Source organism: Sphingomonas sp. (genome assembly GCF_035910975.1).
Classification (GTDB): Bacteria; Pseudomonadota; Alphaproteobacteria; order Sphingomonadales; family Sphingomonadaceae; genus Sphingomonas.
In genome coordinates this window covers 35,675-58,499 of record NZ_JAMHWM010000020.1, presented here as the reverse complement: position 1 = coordinate 58,499, position 22,825 = coordinate 35,675, and the positions used below count along the sequence as shown (strand labels likewise).

At 67.9% G+C, this 22,825-nt stretch carries 21 protein-coding genes; 15 read left to right on the top strand and 6 right to left on the bottom strand.

Annotated features, from left to right (window positions below; all coding sequences use genetic code 11):
- Nucleotides 1-7: 7 nt before the first annotated feature.
- The gene (locus VYI76_RS03685) at nucleotides 8-1,681 is read right to left on the bottom strand and encodes an alkaline phosphatase family protein (protein ID WP_326523424.1); all 1,674 of its coding nucleotides are present in this window, start codon (nucleotides 1,679-1,681) and stop codon (nucleotides 8-10) included.
- A 66-nt stretch (nucleotides 1,682-1,747) separates the two neighbouring features.
- Between VYI76_RS03685 and VYI76_RS03680 the strand changes: the two genes are divergently transcribed.
- The 5 genes from VYI76_RS03680 to VYI76_RS03660 all read left to right on the top strand — a co-directional run bounded on the left by VYI76_RS03680 (nucleotide 1,748) and on the right by VYI76_RS03660 (nucleotide 7,728).
- Nucleotides 1,748-3,772 carry a protein-disulfide reductase DsbD family protein gene (locus tag VYI76_RS03680; RefSeq protein ID WP_326523423.1) on the top strand — a complete coding sequence of 675 codons (2,025 nt, stop codon included), beginning with the start codon at nucleotides 1,748-1,750 and terminating at the stop codon, nucleotides 3,770-3,772.
- Nucleotides 3,769-4,398 carry a redoxin domain-containing protein gene (locus VYI76_RS03675; RefSeq protein WP_326523422.1) on the top strand — a complete coding sequence of 210 codons (630 nt, stop codon included), beginning with the start codon at nucleotides 3,769-3,771 and terminating at the stop codon, nucleotides 4,396-4,398. The genes VYI76_RS03680 and VYI76_RS03675 overlap by 4 nt, the downstream gene beginning before the upstream one ends.
- A gap of 113 nt (nucleotides 4,399-4,511) precedes the next feature.
- Entirely contained in the window at nucleotides 4,512-5,981 is a 1,470-nt protein-coding gene (locus VYI76_RS03670; RefSeq protein ID WP_326523421.1) for a circularly permuted type 2 ATP-grasp protein, read from the top strand.
- Entirely contained in the window at nucleotides 5,981-6,916 is a 936-nt protein-coding gene (locus VYI76_RS03665; RefSeq protein WP_326523516.1) for an alpha-E domain-containing protein, read from the top strand. Before VYI76_RS03670 ends, VYI76_RS03665 begins: the two co-directional genes overlap by 1 nt.
- Before the next feature lie 11 nt (nucleotides 6,917-6,927).
- Entirely contained in the window at nucleotides 6,928-7,728 is an 801-nt protein-coding gene (locus tag VYI76_RS03660; RefSeq protein WP_326523420.1) for a transglutaminase family protein, read from the top strand.
- Nucleotides 7,729-7,744: 16 nt separating this feature from the next.
- Here the strand turns inward: VYI76_RS03660 and VYI76_RS03655 are convergent, their stop codons facing one another.
- Nucleotides 7,745-8,527 (bottom strand): arginyltransferase, encoded by a 783-nt coding sequence (locus VYI76_RS03655; protein WP_326523419.1) that lies wholly within the window; start codon nucleotides 8,525-8,527, stop codon nucleotides 7,745-7,747.
- Between the two features lie 222 nt (nucleotides 8,528-8,749).
- Nucleotides 8,750-9,994, bottom strand: coding sequence for a threonine ammonia-lyase (locus tag VYI76_RS03650; protein ID WP_326523418.1), 1,245 nt, complete (start codon nucleotides 9,992-9,994; stop codon nucleotides 8,750-8,752).
- A 59-nt stretch (nucleotides 9,995-10,053) separates the two neighbouring features.
- Here VYI76_RS03650 and VYI76_RS03645 point away from each other — a divergent pair, with 59 nt between their 5' ends.
- The 3 genes from VYI76_RS03645 (at nucleotide 10,054) to VYI76_RS03635 (ending at nucleotide 13,307) form a co-directional block, all read left to right on the top strand.
- Complete coding sequence (locus VYI76_RS03645; protein ID WP_326523417.1) at nucleotides 10,054-10,896, top strand: NAD(P)-dependent oxidoreductase; 843 nt, start codon at nucleotides 10,054-10,056, stop codon at nucleotides 10,894-10,896.
- A complete protein-coding gene (locus tag VYI76_RS03640; protein ID WP_326523416.1) occupies nucleotides 10,893-12,551 on the top strand; it encodes an amidohydrolase in 1,659 nt (552 codons plus the stop codon). The genes VYI76_RS03645 and VYI76_RS03640 overlap by 4 nt, the downstream gene beginning before the upstream one ends.
- Before the next feature lie 153 nt (nucleotides 12,552-12,704).
- Nucleotides 12,705-13,307, top strand: coding sequence for a PilZ domain-containing protein (locus tag VYI76_RS03635; RefSeq protein ID WP_326523415.1), 603 nt, complete (start codon nucleotides 12,705-12,707; stop codon nucleotides 13,305-13,307).
- On the opposite strand, the gene VYI76_RS03630 is transcribed toward VYI76_RS03635, so the two are convergent.
- On the bottom strand, nucleotides 13,297-14,112 hold the full coding sequence (locus VYI76_RS03630; protein WP_326523414.1) for a hypothetical protein: 816 nt from the start codon (nucleotides 14,110-14,112) through the stop codon (nucleotides 13,297-13,299). The two genes, VYI76_RS03635 and VYI76_RS03630, sit on opposite strands and share 11 nt — an antisense overlap.
- A 143-nt stretch (nucleotides 14,113-14,255) precedes the next feature.
- Nucleotides 14,256-14,963 carry a response regulator transcription factor CtrA gene (gene ctrA, locus VYI76_RS03625; protein WP_326523413.1) on the bottom strand — a complete coding sequence of 236 codons (708 nt, stop codon included), beginning with the start codon at nucleotides 14,961-14,963 and terminating at the stop codon, nucleotides 14,256-14,258.
- 142 nt (nucleotides 14,964-15,105) lie between these two features.
- Between ctrA and VYI76_RS03620 the strand changes: the two genes are divergently transcribed.
- On the top strand, nucleotides 15,106-15,300 hold the full coding sequence (locus VYI76_RS03620) for a hypothetical protein (protein ID WP_326523412.1): 195 nt from the start codon (nucleotides 15,106-15,108) through the stop codon (nucleotides 15,298-15,300).
- Nucleotides 15,297-18,290 (top strand): TonB-dependent receptor domain-containing protein, encoded by a 2,994-nt coding sequence (locus VYI76_RS03615; RefSeq protein ID WP_326523411.1) that lies wholly within the window; start codon nucleotides 15,297-15,299, stop codon nucleotides 18,288-18,290. Before VYI76_RS03620 ends, VYI76_RS03615 begins: the two co-directional genes overlap by 4 nt.
- Nucleotides 18,291-18,557: 267 nt before the next feature.
- Here the strand turns inward: VYI76_RS03615 and VYI76_RS03610 are convergent, their stop codons facing one another.
- Nucleotides 18,558-19,463: a LysR family transcriptional regulator gene (locus VYI76_RS03610; protein WP_326523410.1), complete on the bottom strand. Its 906-nt coding sequence runs from the start codon at nucleotides 19,461-19,463 to the stop codon at nucleotides 18,558-18,560.
- A 95-nt stretch (nucleotides 19,464-19,558) separates the two neighbouring features.
- Between VYI76_RS03610 and VYI76_RS03605 the strand changes: the two genes are divergently transcribed.
- From VYI76_RS03605 to arfB, 5 genes are all read left to right on the top strand, one after another.
- On the top strand, nucleotides 19,559-20,287 hold the full coding sequence (locus tag VYI76_RS03605) for a pirin family protein (protein ID WP_326523409.1): 729 nt from the start codon (nucleotides 19,559-19,561) through the stop codon (nucleotides 20,285-20,287).
- A 74-nt stretch (nucleotides 20,288-20,361) separates the two neighbouring features.
- The gene (gene wrbA / locus VYI76_RS03600) at nucleotides 20,362-20,964 is read left to right on the top strand and encodes an NAD(P)H:quinone oxidoreductase (RefSeq protein ID WP_326523408.1); all 603 of its coding nucleotides are present in this window, start codon (nucleotides 20,362-20,364) and stop codon (nucleotides 20,962-20,964) included.
- Nucleotides 20,964-21,749, top strand: a complete 786-nt coding sequence (locus VYI76_RS03595; RefSeq protein WP_326523407.1) for a dioxygenase family protein — start codon at nucleotides 20,964-20,966, stop codon at nucleotides 21,747-21,749. The genes wrbA and VYI76_RS03595 overlap by 1 nt, the downstream gene beginning before the upstream one ends.
- 26 nt (nucleotides 21,750-21,775) lie before the next feature.
- Nucleotides 21,776-22,423, top strand: a complete 648-nt coding sequence (locus VYI76_RS03590; protein ID WP_326523515.1) for an RluA family pseudouridine synthase — start codon at nucleotides 21,776-21,778, stop codon at nucleotides 22,421-22,423.
- Nucleotides 22,420-22,815 (top strand): alternative ribosome rescue aminoacyl-tRNA hydrolase ArfB, encoded by a 396-nt coding sequence (arfB, locus tag VYI76_RS03585; protein ID WP_326523406.1) that lies wholly within the window; start codon nucleotides 22,420-22,422, stop codon nucleotides 22,813-22,815. Before VYI76_RS03590 ends, arfB begins: the two co-directional genes overlap by 4 nt.
- Nucleotides 22,816-22,825: the final 10 nt, after the last annotated feature.

Genomic DNA, 22,825 nt, shown 5'->3' with positions numbered 1-22,825 from the left:
GCGCGCCTCAGCGGCAGGAACTGTCCGGCCCGGCGACGATATCGACGCATCGACCGTCCATATCGCCCGGCTTGATCGGCAGGCCGATCAGCGCAGCGAGCGTCGGTGCGATATCGACCGTTTCCACCGCCGCCGGCTGTTCGAAACCGGCCAGCCCCTTGCGCCAGAACAGGATCGGCACGCGGCGATCATAATCCCAGAAGCTGCCATGCGTCGCGACATAGCCGCGCGTCGGATCAACGATCGGGGTCACGTGGGGCCTCAGCGCGACCACGAACGCCCCTGACCGCAGCGGGTTGTACGATGCCCGCGCACGTTCGAGCAGCGACCAGGTGTCCGCTGGCCCGGTCGGCAGCGGGGTCGCTGCGATCGCTTCGGCGGTGAAGACCGAATGGACCTGCGGGTGGGCGGCAAAGGCCTTCATCCCTTCCGCGATCACCTGCTTGCGCTGTGCCGGGTTGAGCGTGGGATCGACCCAGATATCGCCGAAGCTGCCGCCCCACAGCAGCTGGCCCTTCAGGCCGAGCCGCGCGGAAAGGGCGGTCCCGATCGTCCGCGCGTTGAGGCTCGCATCGACGCGCTGTGCATCGGGCACGCCGTTCTGGCGGGCGCGTTCGGGCAGGTCGAGCCCGCCGTGGTCCGCGGTCAGCGCGACGGCATAGTCGATCCCCTGGCGATCGAGCGCGGCGAAGAAGTCGCCGAGATCGCGGTCGAGCGAGGCGAGCTGGAGGCACGTTTCGACGCCACCTGGACCATAGGTATGGCCGACGAAGTCGGTCGCCGAGGCGCCGACCGTCAGGATATCGGTGGCGGGGCCCTGGCCCAGCTTCATGTCCTGCACCATCGCGGCGGCGAGCGCGAGGGTCGCGCCGTCGAACGCCGGCGACGCGCGCCACGTCCGACCCGCCTCACCGGGCTTGCGTTCGAACCGATAGGTGCCGACCGTCCGGCCGGCGTCGCCGATCGGGATGGCGCGCTCCCGCGTCCGGCACCATTCGGGCGCATCGAGCGCCGGCTGCCCGGCGGCGATCAGTCGGGCGACCGCGGTGTTGGCTCGCGTGACGGCGGCCGGCTCGGCCTTGCCGGCGTAGCTGACATAGGCGTTCCTGTCCGAATCCCACCACCACAGCTCGTCGATGCTGTGGCCCCCGGTCATCACCGCAGCGCGATCCTTGCCCGCGACCGACACCGCGCGCGTCGCGGGATTGGCTGCCTTCATCCGCTCGCCCAGGGTCGGGACCAGCAGGTTCATGTCGGAAACGGTATATTTGCTCGATGACGATCCGGGCGCACGGGGATCCTCTGCGCAATAGATCGTCTTGTCCTCGCGGGCGGCCTTCAGATCGACCCAGTCGTTGGCGATGATCCCGGTGCGCGCCGGGCGCAGGCCGGTGGTGATCGTCGAATGGCCGGGGCAGGTCTCGGTCGCCGCATGGCTCTGATAGCCGTTGGGGAATACCGCGCCGTCCAGCAGCCGCGCGAAGCCGCCGGTGAAGTGCTGGCGATAGGCCGCGAACATGTCGCCCGAAAACTGGTCGACCGATACGACGACGAGCAGCTTGGGCGCGGCAGCCGGCGCGGCGTCGGCGGTCGAAGCAGGTGCGGGCGTCAGTTGTGCAGCCGATGGCACGGCGACGAGCGCTGACAGCAGAGCGAGGGGGGCAAGCTTCACGGGCGGCATCCGATCGGGTTAAGGGAAGGACGCGACCCCGCTATCCAAGCGCGCGGGGCAGGGCAAGGAGTGGTCGTGCGCCTGTTTCATTTCGTGCTGATGACGCTGTTCGCCATGATGGCGATCCCCGCTGCGGCGCAGGCGCCCGGCCAGCGGCACATCGCGATCGAGCTGATACCCGAAACGACGACCCCTCGCGCCGGCGAGACGGTGACGCTCGCCTTTGCCTCCACGCCCGAACCGACGTGGCACGGCTATTGGAAGAACCCGGGCGATGCCGGAGTCGAAACCCAGGCCGAATGGACGCTGCCGGCCGGAGTGACGGCCGGAGGAGTCGAATATCCGGTGCCCCAACGGCTGCTGATCGGCGGCCTGATGAATTACGTGTACGAGGGGCCGTTCGCGCAGTTCGTGCGGCTGACGCTGCCTGCCGGGCTGGCGGCGGGCACGCGCCTGCCGATCTCGGTCAAGCTCGACTATCTGGTCTGCACCAAGGAAATCTGCGTTCCCGAGAGCGTCCAGCTATCGACCGAACTGACGGTCGGCGACGGAGCGGTCGCGGCGGAGACACGCGCGCGGTTCGACCAGTGGCGGCGCGCGATGCCCCGGCCGCTCGGTTCGCCCGCCACCTATGCGGTCGAGAACGGGACTTTCCGGCTGGCGGTGCCCTATCCGGCGGCGAGCCCGGTGCAGGACGCCTATTTCTTTCCGCTGACCGACGGTGTGGTCGATTACGGCAAGCCGCAGACGGTGACGCGCGACGGCGACACCTTGCTGGTCGAGACGGTCGGCAAGATGGGGCGCCCCGACAAGGTGGAGGGCGTGCTAGCGGTCGGGCCGGCCGAAGGCTTCTGGCTCACCGCGACGCCGGGGACGATCGCCGCAGCCGCGCCACAGGAGGGCCTGGGCTGGACGCTGCTCGTCGCACTGGGGGGAGCGATCCTCGGCGGGGTGCTGCTCAACGTCATGCCGTGCGTCTTCCCGATCCTCAGCCTCAAGGCGCTGAGCCTCGCCAAATCGGGCGGGGAGGGGGCGAAGGGCGAGGCGATCGCCTATACCGCCGGCGTCGTGCTGGTGTGCCTCGCGCTCGGCGGACTGCTGCTCGCCCTGCGCGCCGGCGGGGCGAGCGTCGGCTGGGCGTTCCAGCTGACCGATCCGCGCGTGATCCTGCTGCTGCTGCTGCTGGTCGTCGCGATCGCCTTCAACCTGGCCGGTCTGTTCGAGATGGCGGCGCCCGGCGCTGTCAACCGCGCCGCAGCGGGAACGGCGTCGAGTGGCTTCAGCGGCGCGTTCGGCACCGGCGCGCTCGCCGCCTTCGTCGCGACGCCGTGCACCGGCCCGTTCATGGCGGGCGCGATGGGGACGGCGCTGCTGCTGCCCTGGTGGGGCGCGCTTGCGGTGTTCGGCGGACTGGGCCTCGGCCTCGCGCTGCCGTTCCTGCTGCTTGGATTCGTGCCGGCGCTCAGGCGAATGATGCCGAAGCCGGGACCGTGGATGGGGGTTTTCCGCCGCATCCTGTCGATCCCGATGTTCCTTACCGCGCTGGCGCTGGCCTGGGTGCTGGGCAAGCAGGCGGGGGTCGACGGGATGACGCTGGGGCTCGCCGCCGCCGCGCTGCTCGCGCTCGGCCTGTGGTGGACGGGCGGCCGGCAGGCGAACGGACGGGGCGGCGCGTGGCTGCCCGGCACGCTCGCCGCCGTCGCCGCGCTCGCCAGCATCGCGTTCGTCACCCGTGCGCCGGCACAGGTTGAGGCCGCAATTGCCGGCGCCGAACCCTTCACCGAAGCGCGCCTGGCCGCGCTCCAGGCCGAAGGGAGGCCGGTGTTCGCCTATTTCACCGCCGACTGGTGCGTCACCTGCAAGGTCAACGAGAAGGCGGTGATCGAGACCGACGCGGTGCGTGCCGCGCTCGATCAGGGCAAGGTCGCGGTGCTGGTCGGCGACTGGACCGACGGCGATCCGGTGCTTGGCCGCTTCATCGAACGCCATAACCGGGCCGGCGTGCCGCTCTATCTATGGTATGGAGCGGGCAGTTCGCAGCCTGAGGTCTTGCCCCAGCTGCTGACGCAGGCGATGCTGACGACACGTGCGGGAGGATGACCAAGAAGGAGACGACGATGCGGATTGCAACGATCCTGGCACTCGGCGTGGCGATCGCCGTGCCCGCCGCCGCCGAACAGGCCACCGGCGCCCAGGCCGGAAACTTCCGGCTGACCGACGCCAGCGGCAAGAATGTCGCGCTGAGCGACTTCAAGGGGAAGACGGTGGTGCTCGAATGGCACAACCCCGGCTGCCCCTATGTCAAGAAACATTATGATAGCGGCAACATGCAGAAGACGATGGCCGACGCGCGCGCCGGCGGTGCGGTATGGTTGACGATCAATTCGGGCGCGCCGGGCAAGCAGGGCCATATGTCGGGGGTCGAGGCCCAGGCGCTGCTGAAGCAGTTGAAGGCGCAGCCGACCAATTATCTGCTCGATCCCAAGGGCGTGGTTGGCAAGGGCTATGGCGCCAAGACGACACCGCACATGTACATCATCGATGGCGCGGGCAGGCTCGTCTACCAGGGCGGCATCGACGACAAGCCGACCAACAAGGCCGCCGACATCGCTGGCGCGCGCAACCATGTGACGGCCGCGCTCGGCGAGATGCGTGCGGGCAAGGCGGTATCGATGCCGGAAACGCGCCCCTATGGCTGTGCGGTGAAATATCCCGACGTCGATTGAGGTGATCCTTCCTCCCCGGAGCGCGAACGCTCCGGGGAGGATTTATCCCCTTGTGCGACGCAACACGATCGCGCAGCATGCAACTCATGACGATGCTGCGACTTGAGCCCTAGATGATATCAGGGGGCGTGTTCGACGAGATCCGGGGCCATGGCGGCCCCCGACATGTTCGCCCCGAATTCGCCGCGCTCGGGCGCTGGCTGGAAGATACCCCGCAAGAGGAGCTCGATCGCCGGCTTGAAGCCGCGGAGGCGACGTTCCGTCAGCTCGGCATCACCTTCGCCGTCTATGGCGACGCCGACGCGGCCGAACGCATCATCCCCTTCGACATCGTGCCGCGGATCTTCACCGACAGCGAATGGGCGGGCCTCAGCGACGGTCTGGTCCAGCGCGTCCAGGCGATCAACGCGTTCCTCGACGACATCTACGGCAACCGCGAGATATTGAAGGCCGGCATCCTGCCGCCCGAACTCGTGCTCCAGAACCCGCAGTTCCGCCCGGAGATCGCCGGCGCGCGGCCGCCGCATGGGGTGTGGGCGCATATCTGCGGGATCGACTGCGTGCGCACCGGGCCCGACGAGTTCTTTGTGCTGGAGGACAATGCCCGCACGCCTTCGGGCGTCAGCTACATGCTGGAAAACCGCGAGGCGATGATCCGGCTGTGCCCGGAGCTGTTTCGCGAATTCCGCGTCGCCGCGGTGGACAGCTATCCCGACATGCTGCTGGAGACGATGCGATCGGTCGCGCCGCCCGGCGCGGGCCAGTCGCCGGTGTGCGTCGTGCTGACGCCGGGGCATTTCAACTCCGCCTATTACGAGCACAGCTTCCTGGCGGATTCGATGGGGGTCGAGCTGGTCGAGGCGGCGGACCTGCTGGTCGATGACGACATCGTGTGGATGCGGACGATCGGCGGACGGGTGAAGGTCGATGTGATCTATCGCCGGATCGACGACGACTTCCTCGATCCGCTCGTCTTCCGCCCGGATTCGATGCTGGGGGTGCCCGGCCTGATCGCCGCGTACCGCGCGGGCAACGTCGCGATCATCAACGCGCCGGGCAACGGCATCGCCGACGACAAGGCGATCTATTCGTACATGCCGGAAATCGTGCGCTTCTATTCGGGCGCGGAGGCGAAGCTGCCCAACGTCCAGACCTTCCGTTGCCGCGAACCCGACGCGCTGCGCTATGTGCTCGACCACCTCGACGAACTGGTGGTCAAGCTGGTCGATGGGTCGGGCGGCTACGGCATGCTGGTCGGGCCCACGGCAAGCCGCGGCGAGATCGAGGCGTTTCGCGCCGCGCTGATGGCCGCGCCCGAGCGCTATATCGCCCAGCCGACGCTGGCGCTGTCGACCGTGCCGACCGTGACGGATGCCGGGCTTGCCCCGCGCCATGTCGATTTCCGGCCCTTCGTGCTGACCGGGCGCGAAGGCGTGAAGGTGGTGCCCGGTGGCCTGACCCGCGTCGCGCTGACGGAAGGGTCGCTGGTCGTCAATTCCAGCCAGGGTGGCGGCACGAAGGACAGTTTCGTGCTGTTGCCCGATACCGCGCGTGCGCCGCAATCGCAGGTGCAGTCGCAATGATGCTCTCACGCACCGCGTCGTCGCTCTACTGGCTGGGGCGCTATATCGAGCGGGCCGATTTCGCCGCGCGTCTGGTCGAGGCGACGATCCGCCTGGACGCGCTGTCGCCCCGCCCGGCGGGAGAGGCGGCATGGCTTTCGGCGTTGCGCGTGACCTATTCGGACGAAGCCTTCGCGGCGTCGGATGTCCCGTTCACCGCGATGCCCGTCGCACGCTTCCTGACCATCGACACGGCGAACCCCGGATCGATCGCCTCGTGCCTGGACAAGGCGCGGAACAATGCGAAGGCCGTGCGCACCGCGCTGACCCGCGACGCGTGGACCGCGATCAACCGTGCGTGGCTGATCTTCAACGGACGCGGTCGCCCCGCGTCGCGGATGGAACCGCTCGCTCTGGTCGAGGCGGTGAAGGCGGAGACGCGCGGTTTCGAGGGCGCGATCCACTGGATGATGCGCAACCAGGCGACATGGTTCATCCGCCTGGGCGCGGCGATCGAGCGGGCGGACAACACCGCGCGGCTGCTCGACGTCAAATATCACCTGCTGCTGCCCGAGGGTGAGCAGGTCGGCGGCATCGTCGATCGCGACCAGTGGACGACGATCCTCCAGACCGTTTCCGCCGTCACCGCCTATCGCTGGATGTACAGCGAGGGGCTGAAGCCGTCGCTTGTCATCGACCTGCTGACCACCCGGTTCGAACTGCCGCGCAGCCTGGCCGGATCGGTCGAGGAGGTGGTCGAGGTGCTCACCCTGCTCGGCAAGCGGAACGGGCTGCAGGGCGAGGCCGACCGGATGGCGCGGATCAGGCTGGCGACGATGCAGCGCACCCGGTCCCACGATGTGATCGTCAGCGGGCTGCACCAGTGGCTGACCGCGTTCATCCGCGAGAACGAGGTGCTGCACGTCGCCATTGCCAAGCATTTCAAGTTCGTCTGAAAGGGCCACCGATGCGCGTCGCGATCGATCACCGCACCCGCTATCGCTTCACCGAGCCGCAGGCGCGCGTCATCCAGCTGCTGCGCCTGACCCCGCTCGATTCGATCGACCAGACGGTGGTCAACTGGCACATCGGCGTCGATTGCGACGCCCGGCTGCGCGAGGCGCGCGACGGGTTCGGCAATCGTGTGACCATGCTCTATTGCGAGGGGCCGCTCGACAGCATCGAGATCGCGGTGGAGGGCGAGGTGCTGACCGCCGGTGAGGCCGGGGTCGTGCGCGGCACCGTGGAACCGTTGCCGCCAGAGGTGTACGTCCGTGCGACCGACCGCACTGGCGTGTCGCGGGCGATGCGAGAGTTCGCGGGCGAGGGCGGCGACGACCGATTGGCCCGCCTGCACCAGATCAACCTCGCGCTCCACCACCGCTTTTCCTGCGTCGAGGAGCATCACGATCGCGGCCTGACCGCCGAACAGGCGTTCGCGCATGATGCCGTCAGCCCGCGTGATCTGGCGCATATGCTGGTCGCGCTGGCGCGGTCGGAGGCCATCCCCGCGCGTTACGTCACCGGCTATCTCGCCGGGGATGAGGGCGCCCATGCGCCGCATGCCTGGGTGGAGGCGCATGTCGATGGCCTCGGCTGGGTGGCGTTCGATCCGTGCCGGGGCATTTCCGCCGACGAACGCCATGTCCGCGTCGCGGTGGCGCTTGATGCCGCCGGTGCCGCGCCGGTTGCCGGCATGCGGATCGGCGACGGCGACGAGCGGCTCGACGTCGAGGTCCAGGCGGAGGCGATGGGCGCGGGCGAGTAGTGGCGCGCTCCTTCGTTCAGGCGAAGGCGGGTACGCGCGGCGCGTGGACGGGCACCGTATCGACATCGGGATCGAACGGCGCCCAGCCGTCCGGGCCCAGCACCTCGATCGGACGATAGCGCGCCTTGTAGGCCATGCGCTGCGACCCCTTCACCCAATAGCCGAGATAGACATATTCGAGGCCGGCCGCGCGCGCGCGCAGGATGTGGTCCATGATGACGAAATTGCCGAGGCTCGGCCGCGAGGCGTCCTCTGTATCGAAGAAGCTGTAGATCATCGACAGGCCGTCGGCCTGTTGATCGGTAATGCAGGCGGCGACGAGCCGGCCGCGCTTTCCGTCGACCGCCGGCTCGCGATATTCGACGACGAAGCTGTTGACCGGTGACTGTTCGACCATGTCGGCGTAATCGCCCTCGTCCATCGTCGCCATGCCGCCGCCGGGGTGACGGCTGGCGAGATAGCGGCGCAGCAGGTCGAACTGCTCGCCCGTCGCCCAGGGGCGGCAGGCATGGACCTCCAGGTCCGAATGGCGGCGGATCAGCTTGCGCTGCGAATTGTTGGGGCGAAATTCCCCGGCGACTACGCGCACCGATACGCACGCCGAACAGCCGACGCACGACGGGCGATAGGCGACCGACTGGCTGCGCCGGAATCCGATGCGGCCGAGCGCGTCGTTGAGCTCGCCGGCGTGCTGGCCGTTAAGCTCGGTGAACACCTTCCGCTCCTCGCGCCCCGGCAGATAGGGGCACGGCGACGGTGCTGTCACGAAAAAGCGCGGATAGCGGAAAGGTGCCGTCACCGTCGTTCGAAAATCCCTCGGCGCGCGGCCCCCGAACCGCGTGCGTCGCGGGCCTTATGAGCCCGGAAAATCGTGATGAAAAGGCGCTTTACCACGAAAGAGAGTTAACGCGGGGTAAGCCGGCTGGCAGGCGCGGTGTAGGGATTTTCGAGGATGCCAGAGCCGTGATTCGACGGGAAGGGGCGGCGGACTCGCTTCGTCGCGGAAACGAGTCGGCTGGACTCAGGCCAGCTCGACCGGGCTCACCTCGTAATGCTCGGCGCGCAACGCGGCGAGCAGGCGATCGAGATGCGCGCGGTCGCGCGTCTCGCACTCGACGTCGAGGCTGAGCCCCTTCGCCGGCAGGTTGGTGAAGATGCGCTGGTGCGACAGTTCCAGGATGTTGACGTTGGTCTGGTCGAAGATGCGCGCGACGTGGAACAGCGCGCCGGGCCGATCCTGCAACCGGATGCGCAGCCGCGCCAAACGCCCCGACCGCGCGAGGTCGCGCAGCAGCACGTTGGCGAGCAGGCGGGTGTCGATGTTGCCGCCGCAGATGACGATGCCCACGGTGCGCCCGCGGAACTTGTCGCGGAAGGCGAGCAATGCCGCGAGGCCGGCGGCGCCGGCGCCCTCCGCCACGGTCTTCTCGATCTGGAGGAGCAGGCTGACGGCTTCCTCCAGCCGGCGTTCGCCGACCAGCACGATATCGTCGACCAGCGCCTCGACCACGTTCGCCGTGATCGTCCCCGGCTGCTTGACGGCGATGCCTTCGGCCAGCGTATCGCCGCCGCACGCCAAATGGGTGCCGCGCAGCTTGTTGTACATCGACGGGTAGAGTTCGGCCTGGACGCCGACGACGCGGATTTCGCGGTCGGCGTTGCGCGCGACCGTCGCCATGCCGGAGATCAGGCCGCCGCCGCCGATCGGCACGATCAGCGTGTCGATCTCGGGCGCATCCTCCAGCATCTCGAGCGCGACCGTTCCCTGGCCGGCGATGATGCGCGGATCGTCGAACGGATGGACGAAGGTCAGCCCGCGCTCGGCCTCGAGCACGCGGGCATGCTCATAGGCGACGTCGAACGTCTCGCCGTGCAGGATCACGGTGGCGCCGTGCCCCTCGGTCTGCATCACCTTCACCGTCGGGGTCAGTCGCGGCATCACGATCGTCACCGGGATGCCCAGCCGGTTGCCGTGATAGGCGAGGCCCTGCGCATGGTTACCGGCCGACGCCGCGATCACGCCCTTGCCGCGTGCCTCCGCATCGAGCTGGAGGAGGGTATTGAGCGCGCCACGTTCCTTGTAAGCGGCGGTGAACTGCAGGTTCTCGAACTTCACCCACACGGTCGCGCCGGTCAGCAGCGACAGCGTCTTGCTGAACAGGGTCGGCGTGCGGACGATCGCGCCCGAAATCCGCGCCGCCGCCGCCTGAACATCGGCATAGGAGACGGGGAGCACATGCTCTGCGGGCGCGGGACTGGTTGCCATGATAGGCGAAGCGCCTAACGCATCTGGCGCGCGGGTGGAATGGCGCTTATCGCGCGGACATGGCAACAATCGCTTTCATCGGAACCGGGGTGATGGGCGCGCCGATGGCCCGTCATCTCGCGGCGGCGGGGCATGACGTCACCGTCTACAACCGGACACGCGCCAAGGCGGAGGCGACCGGGCTGACGGTTGCCGATACGCCGGCCGTCGCGGCCGCCGGCAAGGACGCGGTGATCACCTGCGTCGGCAACGACGACGATCTGCGGCAGGTGACGCTTGGTCCAGACGGCGCCTTTGCGGCGATGCGCGACGATGCGCTGTTCATCGATCACACCACCGTGTCGGCCGCGATCGCACGCGAACTCGCCGCTGCACGGCCGCTGTCGGTCGATGCGCCGGTTTCCGGCGGGCAGGCGGGGGCGGAGAACGGCACGCTTTCGGTGATGTGCGGGGGCACGGCGGAAGCAGTCGAACGGGCACGTCCGATCGTCGATGCCTATGCCGCGCGCATCGTCCATGTCGGCGCGGCGGGCGCGGGCCAGCAGACCAAGATGGTCAACCAGATCGCGATCGCCGGGGTACTGGCGGGCCTGTCCGAAGCGCTGCGCTTCGCCCAGGCCAGCGATCTGGATCTCGACCGTGTGTTCGATGCGGTATCGGGCGGCGCGGCGCAAAGCTGGCAGATGGTCAACCGCTGGGGGACGATGGCCAGGGACGAATTCGACTTCGGCTTCGCCATCGACTGGATGCGCAAGGATCTCGGCCTCGCGCTGGAGGAAGCGAAGGCGAACGGCGCCCCGCTGGACGTGACGCGGCTGGTGGACGGCTATTACGCGCAGGTGCAGGCGATGGGCGGCGGCCGACAGGATACCAGCGCGCTGGTGCGGAGGATCGCGCAGTGAGGCGGCTGTTGCGTACCGCCGCCGCCGCCGCCGTCGCGTTGTTCGCCGCGACGCCCGCGCTGGCTGACGCGCTGGTCGACAACGTCGATGGCGTCGCGCTCGATCGCGACGGCAACGAGGTGCGTTTCACCGGCATCGTCATCGCGCCCGACGGCAAGATCATACGCCTGCTCAAACGCGGCGAGAAGCGGCCCGACCGGCTTGACTGGCGCGCGGACATGAAAGGGCGTGTCGCCATCCCCGGCATGATCGATGCGCACGGCCACGTCATGAGCCTGGGCTTCCGCGCGCTTGAGCTCGATCTCGCAGCCGCGACGACGCTCAGTGCGGCGCTGGGCCGCATCGCCGCGTTCGCCGCCGCCAATTCGCAGCGGCCGTGGATCACCGGCGGCGGCTGGAACCAGGAGGTCTGGAAGCTCGGGCGCTTTCCGACCGCGGCAGATCTCGACGCGGTGATCGCCGACCGTCCGGTCTGGCTGAAACGTGCCGACGGCCATGCCGGCTGGGCGAACAGCGTGGCGATGAAGGCGGCGGGGATCACCGCGCGCACCGTTTCGCCGGCGGGCGGGCGGATTGAGAAGGGACCGAACGGCCAGCCGACCGGCGTGTTCGTCGATGCCGCCATGGCGCTCATCGAGGCGAAACTGCCGCAGCCGACCGCGCGCGACCGCAACGCCGCCTTCGTCAAGGCGCAGGAGATGCTGCTTTCGCAGGGCATCACCGCGACGGCGGACATGGGCACCAGTATCGAGGATTGGCTGACCTTTCGCCGGATGGGCGATCTGGGCGGGCTGCGCATCCGCATCATGGCCTATTCGGGCGGACTGGAGCCTGCGCTGCTGATCGCGGGGCAGGGGCCGACGCCGTGGTTGTACGGTGACAGGCTGCGGATGGGCGGGATCAAGCTCTATACCGACGGTGCGCTGGGCTCGCGCGGGGCGTGGCTCAAGGCGCCCTATGCCGACGCGCCGGGGAATTCAGGGCTCGGTTTCCTGAAGGACGACCAGCTGCTCAACATGATGAGCCGCGGCGCGATGGACAATTTCCAGCTCGCCGTCCACGCGATCGGCGACCGCGCCAACCAGCAATTGCTCGACGCGATCGACGAACTGTCGGAGACATACAAGGGCGACCGACGCTGGCGGATCGAGCATGCCCAGATCGTCGATCCGGCGGACCTGCCGCGGTTCGGCAGGCACGGCATCATCGCGTCGATGCAGCCGGTACATGAGGCAAGCGACTGGCGGATGGCCGAGGCACGGCTGGGGCCGGGGCGGCTGGGCGGCGCCTATGCCTGGCAGCAGTTGATCCGCGCCGGTTCGCGGCTTGCCTTCGGGTCGGACTATCCTGTCGAAAATCCGAACCCCTTCGCCAACTGGGCGGTGGCGCTGACCCGCGAGGATGCGGCGGGCGAGCCGTTTGGCGGCTGGCGGCCGCAGGACCGCGTATCGCTGATCCAGGCGTGGAAGGCTTTCACCAGCGACGCCGCCTATGCCGGTTTCGCCGAGGACCGCTTCGGCACGCTGGCGCCCGGTCAGCGTGCCGATTTCGTGATCGTCGATCGTGACCCGACGATGGCCTCTCCGCGTGACCTGCGCGCGACCCGCGTTCTGGAAACCTGGGTGGGTGGCGAAAAGGTGTGGGAGGCGAAATAGCACCGCCGTCGTGACGGGCTCGTAAAAAAGTCGGTCGGGTTAACGGTTCTTCAGGTCATTGTGCCCAAAATGGCGGTGTGTGCGACAGTGAGGTCGCGACGCACGGGATGGTTTATGGGCGCGCCTTTCCTTCATAACGAAATCGCCGGGCAAATGGCTGATGACCCGGCGGCGCTGGCCGAGCGGCGGCACGGGCGGCGGCACATCACCGTGCTGCGCGTCGCCAAGGTCGTGCGTCCCCACGGCGACGAGCTGTGCGTGATCCGCAACATCTCCGACGGTGGCGTGATGGCGCATCTCTACGCGCCGGCGCAGGTCGGCGAACATGTCGCGATCGAGTTCAAGTCGGGTGCCCGGCTGGACGGCACGGTGCGCTGGGCGCGGGGTGACGATGCCGGCATCCAGTTCGACCACACGATCGATATCGCCGCCTTTCTGGCGGGGGAGGGCGATGTGTCTGGCGTCGAGCCGCGCGCGCCGCGGCTGGAAGTCGGCATGCCGGCGGTGATGCGGGTCGGCGTGCGTATGCGACCGGTCACGATCTGCAATATATCGCAGGGCGGCCTGAAATTCCGCGCGATTGAAGGCATCGAGCCGGATCAGGCGGTCGTCGCGCGGATCGCCGGGCTGGAGCCGCTGGCGGGCCGTGTTCGCTGGCGTCATGACGAATTCGCCGGCCTGGAATTCGACGCGCCGATCGCCTTTCCGGTGCTCGCGCGATGGGCGGCCGAGGCGCCGGGCCGCCTCAGGCCCTGACCGGCACGGCGCCGCGCGGGCGCATTCCTCCGGCCCAGCCGATCGCCACTGCGACGATACCGATCGTCAATCCCACCGCCAGCATGACCGAAAGTGGAACCGCGCCCAGCGTCAGGAAGGCGGCCTGCCATGGCGGCACCTTGTCCACCGCCTCGAACCCGGCGGTCTGGACGACGCAGATGCCGAACGCGATCGCCCAGGGGCGGCCGAAACGCGGGTCGCGTCGCCACAGCCACAGCGCGATGATCGCCGCTGTCAGATTGCCGGCCTGCGCGCTGATGCCGAACACGGGAAAGTCGGGAGGGCCGCGCACGATCATCCCTGGAACCGTCTGGTTGAACACCCGCCCCAGCACCGGGCTGACCAGCATCAGGCTGGTCGACAGCATGTATCCGGCATGGAGCCGCACGTTACGCCGATGCCGCAGCGCCATTGCCACCGCGTAGAGGAAGCCGCCGAATGCGAGTGCGTCGATGAAGGCGAGCGGCCCGCCCCACAGCGCATAGAAGGGATTGCCGGCGATCGTGGCGATGGCCATCGAATGGATCACGCCCATCGATCCGGCGGCGAACAGCGGCACGGCCGCGAAGGTCGCCAGCCCGAGGCTGCGATGCACCGCTAGGTGGCCATGGTGCGGCGTCCAGCTCTGGGTGAGGAGCAGCGACATCCAGAAAGACGCGGTGATACCATGGATGTGAAAGCCGACCGGCGAGTCACCAAGCCTGCCGAAATAGCTGCGCCAGAAGGCGAATATGGTCGCGCCGATCAGCGCGGCGATGAACAGCCAGGCGTGGCGATACGGCATGCTTTCCCCCCGGAAGCGGTGCGATATCGTCGATGCTAACACCCTGGCCGACGCGGCGTCCATCCGTCGCCCGGAATGGAGAAGGCCACCGGTTCCGGGTGGAACCGGTGGCCTTCGTCACGCCCCCGCGTGTGTCGGGTGGATCAGGCGACCGCGGTAGCCGCGGCCGGCGCCTCGTCGGGCTCGCGCAGCACATAGCCGCGGCCCCAGACGGTCTCGATATAATTCTCGCCATCGGTCGCCATGCTCAGCTTCTTGCGCAGCTTGCAGATGAAGACGTCGATGATCTTGAGTTCCGGTTCGTCCATCCCGCCATAGAGGTGGTTCAGGAACATTTCCTTGGTCAGCGTCGTGCCCTTGCGGAGCGACAACAGCTCCAGCATCGCATATTCCTTGCCGGTCAGATGCACGCGCGCGCCATCGACCTCGACGGTCTTGGCGTCGAGGTTCACGGCCAGCTTGCCGGTCTTAATGACGGACTGCGAATGGCCCTTGGAACGGCGGACGACGGCGTGGATGCGCGCCACCAGTTCCTCGCGGTGGAACGGCTTGGTCACGTAATCGTCGGCGCCGAAGCCGAACGAACGCACCTTGCTGTCCATTTCCGAGATGCCCGACAGGATCAGCACCGGCGTCTGCACGCGGGCGACGCGCAGCTTCTTGAGCACGTCATAGCCGTGCATGTCCGGCAGGTTCAGGTCGAGCAGGATGATGTCGTAATCATACAGCTTGCCGAGATCCAGGCCCTCTTCGCCCAGGTCGGTCGTATAGATGTTGAACCCTTCGGTCGTCAGCATCAGCTCGATCGCCTTGGCGGTCGTCGGCTCGTCCTCGATCAGCAGCACACGCATCTGCGGTTCCCCTTGCCGGCAACGGCGGACACCCCCTGCGGTGCCCGAACGTCCGGGTGAAACATTAACCTAAGCATCACTGAAGGCAAAAGGTTAATTTCCTCCTAACCGGCTTGAATCCGCGAGTCGCGGGGAATCGGCCGTGATCCGGGCGGTGCGGCGTGCAGGCAGGATTGTTGCGCATTCGCTTCACCTCGCGCCCGAATGTGGTGCGGTGCGGTGGTTTGGCGTTGCCAACGCGCAACGCCGTGATAGCGTGATCGACTGGGGCGCGGACGGAACGACCGTCGGCATGGAAACGCTTTCAATAAAAGCGATCACGGGGGGCACATCATGAAGTTGAAGGCCGCACTTTATCTTTCCGCCTGCTGCATGGCCTTTCCGGCCGCGGCGCAGGGCGCGCAGTCCGCCGCGACGCCAACCGGGGCGGCGTTGCCGCAGAACGCCAGCGATGGATCAGACGACGGTACGATCATCGTCACCGGCTCGCGCATCAAGCGCGATCCGAACAACAGCCCGCTGCCCTTGCAGATCATCACGACGCAGGAACTGTCTCGCGAAGGCATCAGCAGCCCCGAACAGCTCATCTCGTTCCTGAGCACCAACGGAAACGGCGCGGATAACCTTGCGTCCAACTCCGACGTGACGACGGGCGCGCAGCGCGGCACCAACGGCCTGTCGGCGGCCAATCTGCGCGGCCAGGGATCGGCGGCGACGCTGGTGCTGCTCAACGGCCGGCGCGTCGCGGCGCACGGCCTGTCGGGCGGCGCGGTCGACGTCAACCAGGTGCCCTTCGCCGCCCTTGAGCGGGTCGAGGTGCTGAAGGACGGCGCATCGGCGATCTACGGCACCGATGCGGTCGGCGGCGTCATCAACTTTATCACGCGCACCGATTTCCAGGGCGTCGGCCTCAACGGCTTCGTCGATGCCACGCAGCGCGGCGACGGCAATATCTACCGTGTCTCCGGGATCGTCGGCTACGGCGATCTGAAGGAGCAGGGCTTCAACATCATGGCGTCCGTCTCCAAGAGCTGGAACCAGATCCTGCGCGGCGGCAACCGTTCGTTCGTCAACGGCGACCAGCCGCAGCGTGGCCTGTCGGTGGATACGCGCGGCACGCCGATCGCGACCGTGTTCAACATCGGCGCCAACGCCAACCAGTGGGCGCAGGGCACGTTGCTGACCGGCCTGACGCTGACGGCGCCGAACGGTGCCAATGCTGCCGGCGGCGGCATCAACATCCTCGACGTGCCGGGCGGGGCGGGCTGCACCAGCTTCGACGGTGGCATGGCCTATGACGAGGCGCTGTGGAACGTCCCCGGCGCGATCTATTCCTGCGCCTGGGATACGGGCCGCGCAGCGGTGATCCAGCAGCCGATCGAGACGCTAACCTATTTCGGCCGCGCCGTCGCGCGCGTGTTCGGCGATCATCAGATCTCGCTTGAAGTGACGGGTTCGAAGGCGACCTCGGCAAAGAGCTTCTCGCATGCCCAGCTTTCGGCGAACGCGACGAACCTCAACATCGCCTATCCGCTCACGCCGGGGACGGCGGCGACCTACAATCAGGTGTTCAACGCGATCCGCAACACCTTCGACGTTGCGAGCAATCCCAATCGTGCCGCGCAGATCGCCGCGCTCGATACGCGTTACGGCATGCCGATCTCGTACCGCTGGCGCTGCATCGCCTGTGGCCCGCGCGAATACGTGACGGACACCGAAACGCTGCGTGTGTTCGGCGGCATCGAAGGGCCGCTGTGGAGCGGATGGGATTATCGCGCTGGCGCATCCTATGCCCGCAGCGAGTCATCGTCGGTGCTCGGAACGGGCTATTATTACCGCGGCACGCTCGCCAACGGCGCATATGATCCGCTCGCGCCGCTGGTGCCCGGCACCACCACGCGTGGCCTGGTCGGCGTGATGAACAGCGGCCTCATCAACCCCTTCTCGCTGACCCAGACGCCCGAGGGGCTTGCCGCGCTCGATGCGGTGTCGGCCGAAGGCGCGACGCTGTACGGCGGCCGGTACCAGGTGAAGCAGTTCGACGCATCGGTGTCGGGTCCGCTGTTCCGCATCTGGGGCGGCGACGTCCAGGTTGCGGCCGGCGTCGATTATCGCCGGGAAACCTATGAGTTCAACGGATCGGCCGCCGCGGCGGCGACCGCACCGGTGATCTTCCTGGCTGCGTTCGACAACGTCAACGCGTTGACCCCGAAGAACCGCACGGTGAAGGCGGCCTATGCGGAAGTGCTGATCCCGATCCTGCCGGAACTGGAAGTCACCGGCGCGTTCCGCGTCGATGATTACACCGGCTTCGGAACCACGACCAATCCGAAGGTTTCGGTGAAGTTCCGTCCGTTCGAACCGCTGATGTTCCGCGGTTCGTACAATACGGGCTTCCGCGTGCCGTCGTTCAACCAGATCTTCAACGGCCTCACGCTGTCGCCCTATGCGGGTTCGGACCTTGCCGATCCGGTGCGCTGCCCCGGCGGCGTACCGAATGCTCCGGTCGGCGATCCCAGCCCGTGCGCCCAGATCCGGCCGGAAATCGGCACCGGCGGCAACCTCAACCTGGGGCCGGAAACGGCCGAACAGTTCAGCGCAGGCGTGGTTCTCCAGCCGCACCGCAATTTCAGCCTGTCGGTGGACTGGTGGTCGATCGCCGTCGACAACACCATTCAGCTGCTGACGCTGCGCCAGCTGATCGACAACGCCACGCTGTTCCCGGATCGCTTCATCCGCGATGCCGGCAACAATGTGATCGGCATCGACCAGCGCTGGATCAACGCAGGTTCGCGCCGCACTCAGGGCCTGGAAGTCTCCGCACGCGGCGGGATCGAGGGGCTGGGCGGCAAGTTCACCGTCGGCCTCGACGGCACCTACATGCTCAAGAAGCGCGAGAAGCTGACTCCGACGTCGGCCTATGGCCCCAGCCTGATCGGCGTCTTCACCTTCGCCGGCGATCTGGGTATCCGCTGGAAGCACAACGCCTTCATCAGCTATTCGAACGACGACTGGTCGATGTCGCTGACCCAGATCTTCCGCGAAGGCTACAAGAACGGCGCGCTTCCGGGCATCGCGAACGGCACCGTCACGCGGCCAGGCTACAATGCGCGGGTCGATGATTACGCGATCTACAACCTGTCGGTCAGCTATGCGGGCCTGGCGCCGAACTTCAAGATCACGGCCGGCGTGCGCAACCTGTTTGACAAGGATCCGCCGTTCGCCATCACCTATGACGGCAACACCGGCGCCGGCAGCTCGTGGGAACCGCGCGTCGCCGATCCGCGTCTGCGCTCGTTCACGATCGGCGTAGAGGCGAAGTTCTGAGCGGGCACCCCGGCTCCGCGTCTGCAGAGCCGGGGAGATGCCACGTCGGGCAGCGGGAGCGGCAAGGCCGCTCCCGTCTGACGGCGGGGCGATCGCTGGCCTAATATAGTAGGAAGCCCCGGACGATCCGACCTCCGTTCGGGGATCGATGGGCGGCCGGTCCGGCTCTCCCGGCCCCGGGGGGTATCAGTATCGATGGCCTGCTCCGCCGGCGCAAGCGTGACCTGCGAATGCCACGTCGCGATCGTCAGTCGGCTGGATGGCCGGTCACCGCGCCAGGCACAATGTCCTGAACCGTTCCGACAGGAACGCGATCGCCGCCTCCACCCGCGCGGGCCGCAACGGGCTGGGCGGGGTCATCAGGTGGAGCGCGATGGCGTTGCCGCTCGACCACTCCGGCAGGATCTCGACCAGCCGGCCGGCTGCGATCTGGTCGTCGACGATGAAATCGGGCAGGCGCGCGATGCCAAGGCCGGCGCACAGCGCAGGAAGCATCGCATCGCCGTTGTCGGTGACCAGCGGGCCACTGGGTCGCACCGATGCCTCTTCGCCCGATCCATTGCGGAAATGCCAGGTGCCGATCGCATTGGCATAGCCGAAGCAGGGATGCTCGCCGAGTTCGGCCGGGTGGCGCGGCGTGCCGTGGCGCTCCAGATAGGCCGGCGCCGCCACCACCCGCACCGTCACCGGCGCCAGTCGGCGCGCACGCAGCGAACTGTCGGGCAGGTCGGCGATCCTGAGCGCGATATCGAAGCCGTCCGCGACGATATCGACGCGTGCGTCGGATAGCCGCAGATCGATTTCGATGCCGGGGTGCGCGGTCAGGAAATCCGCCACCGCGTCGGCGACGAAGCGGATGCCGAAGGTGATCGGCGCGGCGATCCGTACCAGTCCGGCCGGCGCTGTCGCGGCGTCGCGGGCGGCTTCCTCCGCGCCCTGCGCCTCGGCCAGGATGCGCGCGGCGCGCTCGGCCAGCGCGGTGCCGCTGTCGGTCAGCGACAGGCGGCGCGATGTGCGGTGGAACAAGGTGGTGCCGAGCGACGCCTCCAGTCGGGCGATCGCCTTGCTGACGGTCGCCTTGCTGACACCGATCGCGTCGGCGGCGGCGGAGAAGGAGCGGTGCTCGATCACGCAGGCGAAGATTGCCCAGGCTTCGAAATCGGGGAGGCGCATCGCGCTAGCCTAATACAGAAACAATCCGTTTCCAACGTTTCCGTTTACGCGATGATCGCGATGCCTACATTGGCGGCAACCAAGGAGTTGTCATCATGCTCGACACCGTCACCACCCCCCGCATCGAACGGCGGTCCTTCGACAGCCTGGGCCATGCCGATCACGGCTGGCTCGACGCGCGGCACCATTTCAGCTTTGCGAACTACTACGATCCTGACCGCATGGGCTGGGGCGCGATCCGCGTCTGGAACGACGACAGGATCGCCGGGAACAGTGGTTTCCCGCCGCACCCGCACCGCGACATGGAGATCATCACCTATGTCCGCAGCGGCGCGATCACCCATCAGGATTCGATGGGCAACCAGGGCCGCACCGGGGCGGGCGACGTCCAGGTGATGTCGGCGGGCACCGGCGTGCGTCACGCGGAATATAATCTGGAGGCGGAGGACACGACGCTGTTCCAGATCTGGATCGAGCCGCGTTCGGCTGGCGGCGCGCCGTCGTGGGGCGCCAAGCCCTTTCCGAAGGGCGATCGTTCGGGGCGTCTGGTCACGCTCGCCAGCGGTTTCGGCGACGAGATCGCGGCCGGTGCGCTGCCGATCCGGGCCGACGCCCGCGTCGCCGGCGCGACGCTGGCGGCGGGTGAGAGCCTGACCTATGCGATCGGCGAGGGACGCCACGTCTATCTGGTTCCCGCCACCGGCGCGCTCGACATCGACGGGCAGCGTTTCGACGCCCGCGACGGCGCCGCGCTGACCGGTGGCCAGACCGTGACGATCACCGCGATCGACGATGCCGAGATCGTCCTCGTCGACAGCAAGTGATCTTCACCGGCCCGGGGCATCCTCCCCCCCCCTCCCGCCCCGGGCCACCCGATTTTCCTAAAGGAGCACGCATCATGGCGAAGGTTCTCGTCCTCTATTATTCCTCCTACGGCCACCTGTCGCAGATGGCCGACGCGATCGCGGAGGGCGCCCGCGAGGCCGGTGCCGAGGTCGATGTGCTGCGCGTGCCGGAAACCGCGCCCGACGCGGTCGTGAAGGCGGCGCATTTCAAGACCGATCACACCCACCCGGTCATTTCCGGCGTCGATGCGCTCGCCGGATATGACGCCATCATCGTCGGATCGCCGACGCGCTTCGGCCGCATGTCGAGCCAGATGGCAAGCTTTTGGGACCAGGCCGGTGGCCTATGGTATCAGGGCAAGCTCAACGGCAAGATCGGCGCGGCCTTCACCGCCACCGCTACCCAGCACGGCGGGCAGGAAGTGACGCTGTTCAGCATCATCACCAACCTGCTGCACTTTGGCATGACGATCGTCGGGCTCGACTATGGCTATCCGGGCCTGCAGGGCGTCAAGGAAGTGCACGGCGGCACCCCCTATGGCGCGTCCACCCTGACAGACGGCGACGGCAGCCGCCAGCCGAGCGAGGTCGATCTTGGCGGCGCGCGCTATCAGGGACGGCGCGTCGCCGAAGTCGCGATCAAGCTGTTCGGCTGATGGCGCTGCCGGCCGTCTTCGTGGGTCACGGATCGCCGATGATCATGCTCGAACCCAGCCCGGCGCGGGAATTCCTCGCCGGGCTGGGCGACCGCTTCGGTCGGCCGCGCGCAATCGTCGTCGTCTCCGCGCATCACGACACCGTCGATGCGGTGGTGACGGCGGTGGAGGCACCGCCGACGATCCATGATTTCGGCGGCTTTCCGCAGGCGCTGTTCGACCTGAACTATCCAGCGAAGGGCGATCCGGCGCTGGCGGAGGAGATCGCCGGCCTGATCGCCGATGCCGGCATTCCGGTGGCGATCGATCCGGCGCGGGGGCTGGATCACGGCGCCTGGGTGCCGCTGATGCTCGGCTGGCCGGATGCCGACGTGCCGGTCGTCCAGCTGTCGATCAGCAGCCGCCATCCGCCCGAATGGCACCACGCGATCGGCCGGCTGCTCGCGCCCTTGCGCGGGCGCGACGTGCTGGTGATCGGATCGGGCAGCCTGACCCATAATCTCCGCGCGATCTTCGCCGAAGGGCGCGATCACGATGCGGCGGTGCCCGGCTGGGTCAGCGGGTTCGCCGACTGGATGCACGACCGCATCGTGGCGGACGATACCGATGCGGTGCTCCACGCCGTCGAGCGCGGGCCGCACGGCCGCCTCAACCACCCGACGCCGGACCATATCCTGCCGCTGTTCGCCGCGATGGGTGCGGGCGGGGCGGGGGCGGCGGTCGAGCGGCTGCACCACAGCTACACCTATGGCGTGCTGGCGATGGATGCCTACGCCTTCCATTGATGCGGTTACGGTGCCACATGGCGACCATGCTGGCTGACCGCATCCTGTTCCTCGACGGCGAGGCGATCGTCCTCGACAAACCCGCCGGCCTGCCGGTCGATTCCCCGCGCGATCGCAGCCCGAGCGTCGAATCGATGCTGGGCGAACTGACGTTCGGCTTTCACCGCTGGCCGCAGCCGGTGCACCGGATCGACCGCGATACCAGCGGCTGCCTGTTGCTCGCGCGCAATCCCGGCGCGGCCAAGCGTTTCGGTCAGGCGTTCGAGGCCGGGCAGGTGGCGAAACGCTATCTGGCGATCCTCGACGGCGTGCCGGAGGGGGAGGGCGGGCTGATCGACCTGCCGCTGGACAAGGTCAGCACGCGCGAGAGCGGCTGGCGGATGATCGTGCGCGAGGGCGGCAAGGCGGCGCGCACCAACTGGCGGTTGCTGGATGCGAGGGACGGTCGCTCGCTCGTCGAATTCACGCCGGAGACCGGCCGCACGCACCAGCTGCGCGTCCACGCCGCGACCGGGCTGGGGGTGCCGATCGTCGGCGATCCGGTCTACGGCCGGGGCGGCCCGGCGATGATGCTCCATGCCGTCGCGCTGTCGCTTGCGCGGGGAAGCAAGCCTCCCGTCGAGGCGGAGGCGCCGCTGCCGCCGCGCTTCACCCATCTCGGCTTCGGGGAATGATACCCGAGGAGGCGATCGTCGAGGAGAAGTTCCTCGCATCGACCGGCCCCGGCGGACAGAATGTCAACAAGGTTGCGACAGCGGTGCAACTGCGCGTGGATGTGTTCCGGCTGGGCCTGCCGCCCCATGCCTACACCCGCTTGAAGGAACTGGCGGGATCGAAGCTGACGTCGAGCGGCGAACTGCTCATCACCGCGCGTCGCTTTCGCACGCAGGACGCCAACCGCGAGGATGCCCGCGCCCGGCTGGGCGACCTGATCGCGAAAGCGCATGAACGCCAGGCGAAACGGGTGAAGACCAGGCCGTCGAAAGCTGCCAGGGCACGCCGCGTCGACGAGAAGAAGGGCCGCAGCGCGGTGAAGGCCGGGCGCGGCAAGGTACAACTGGATTAGGCGACACGCG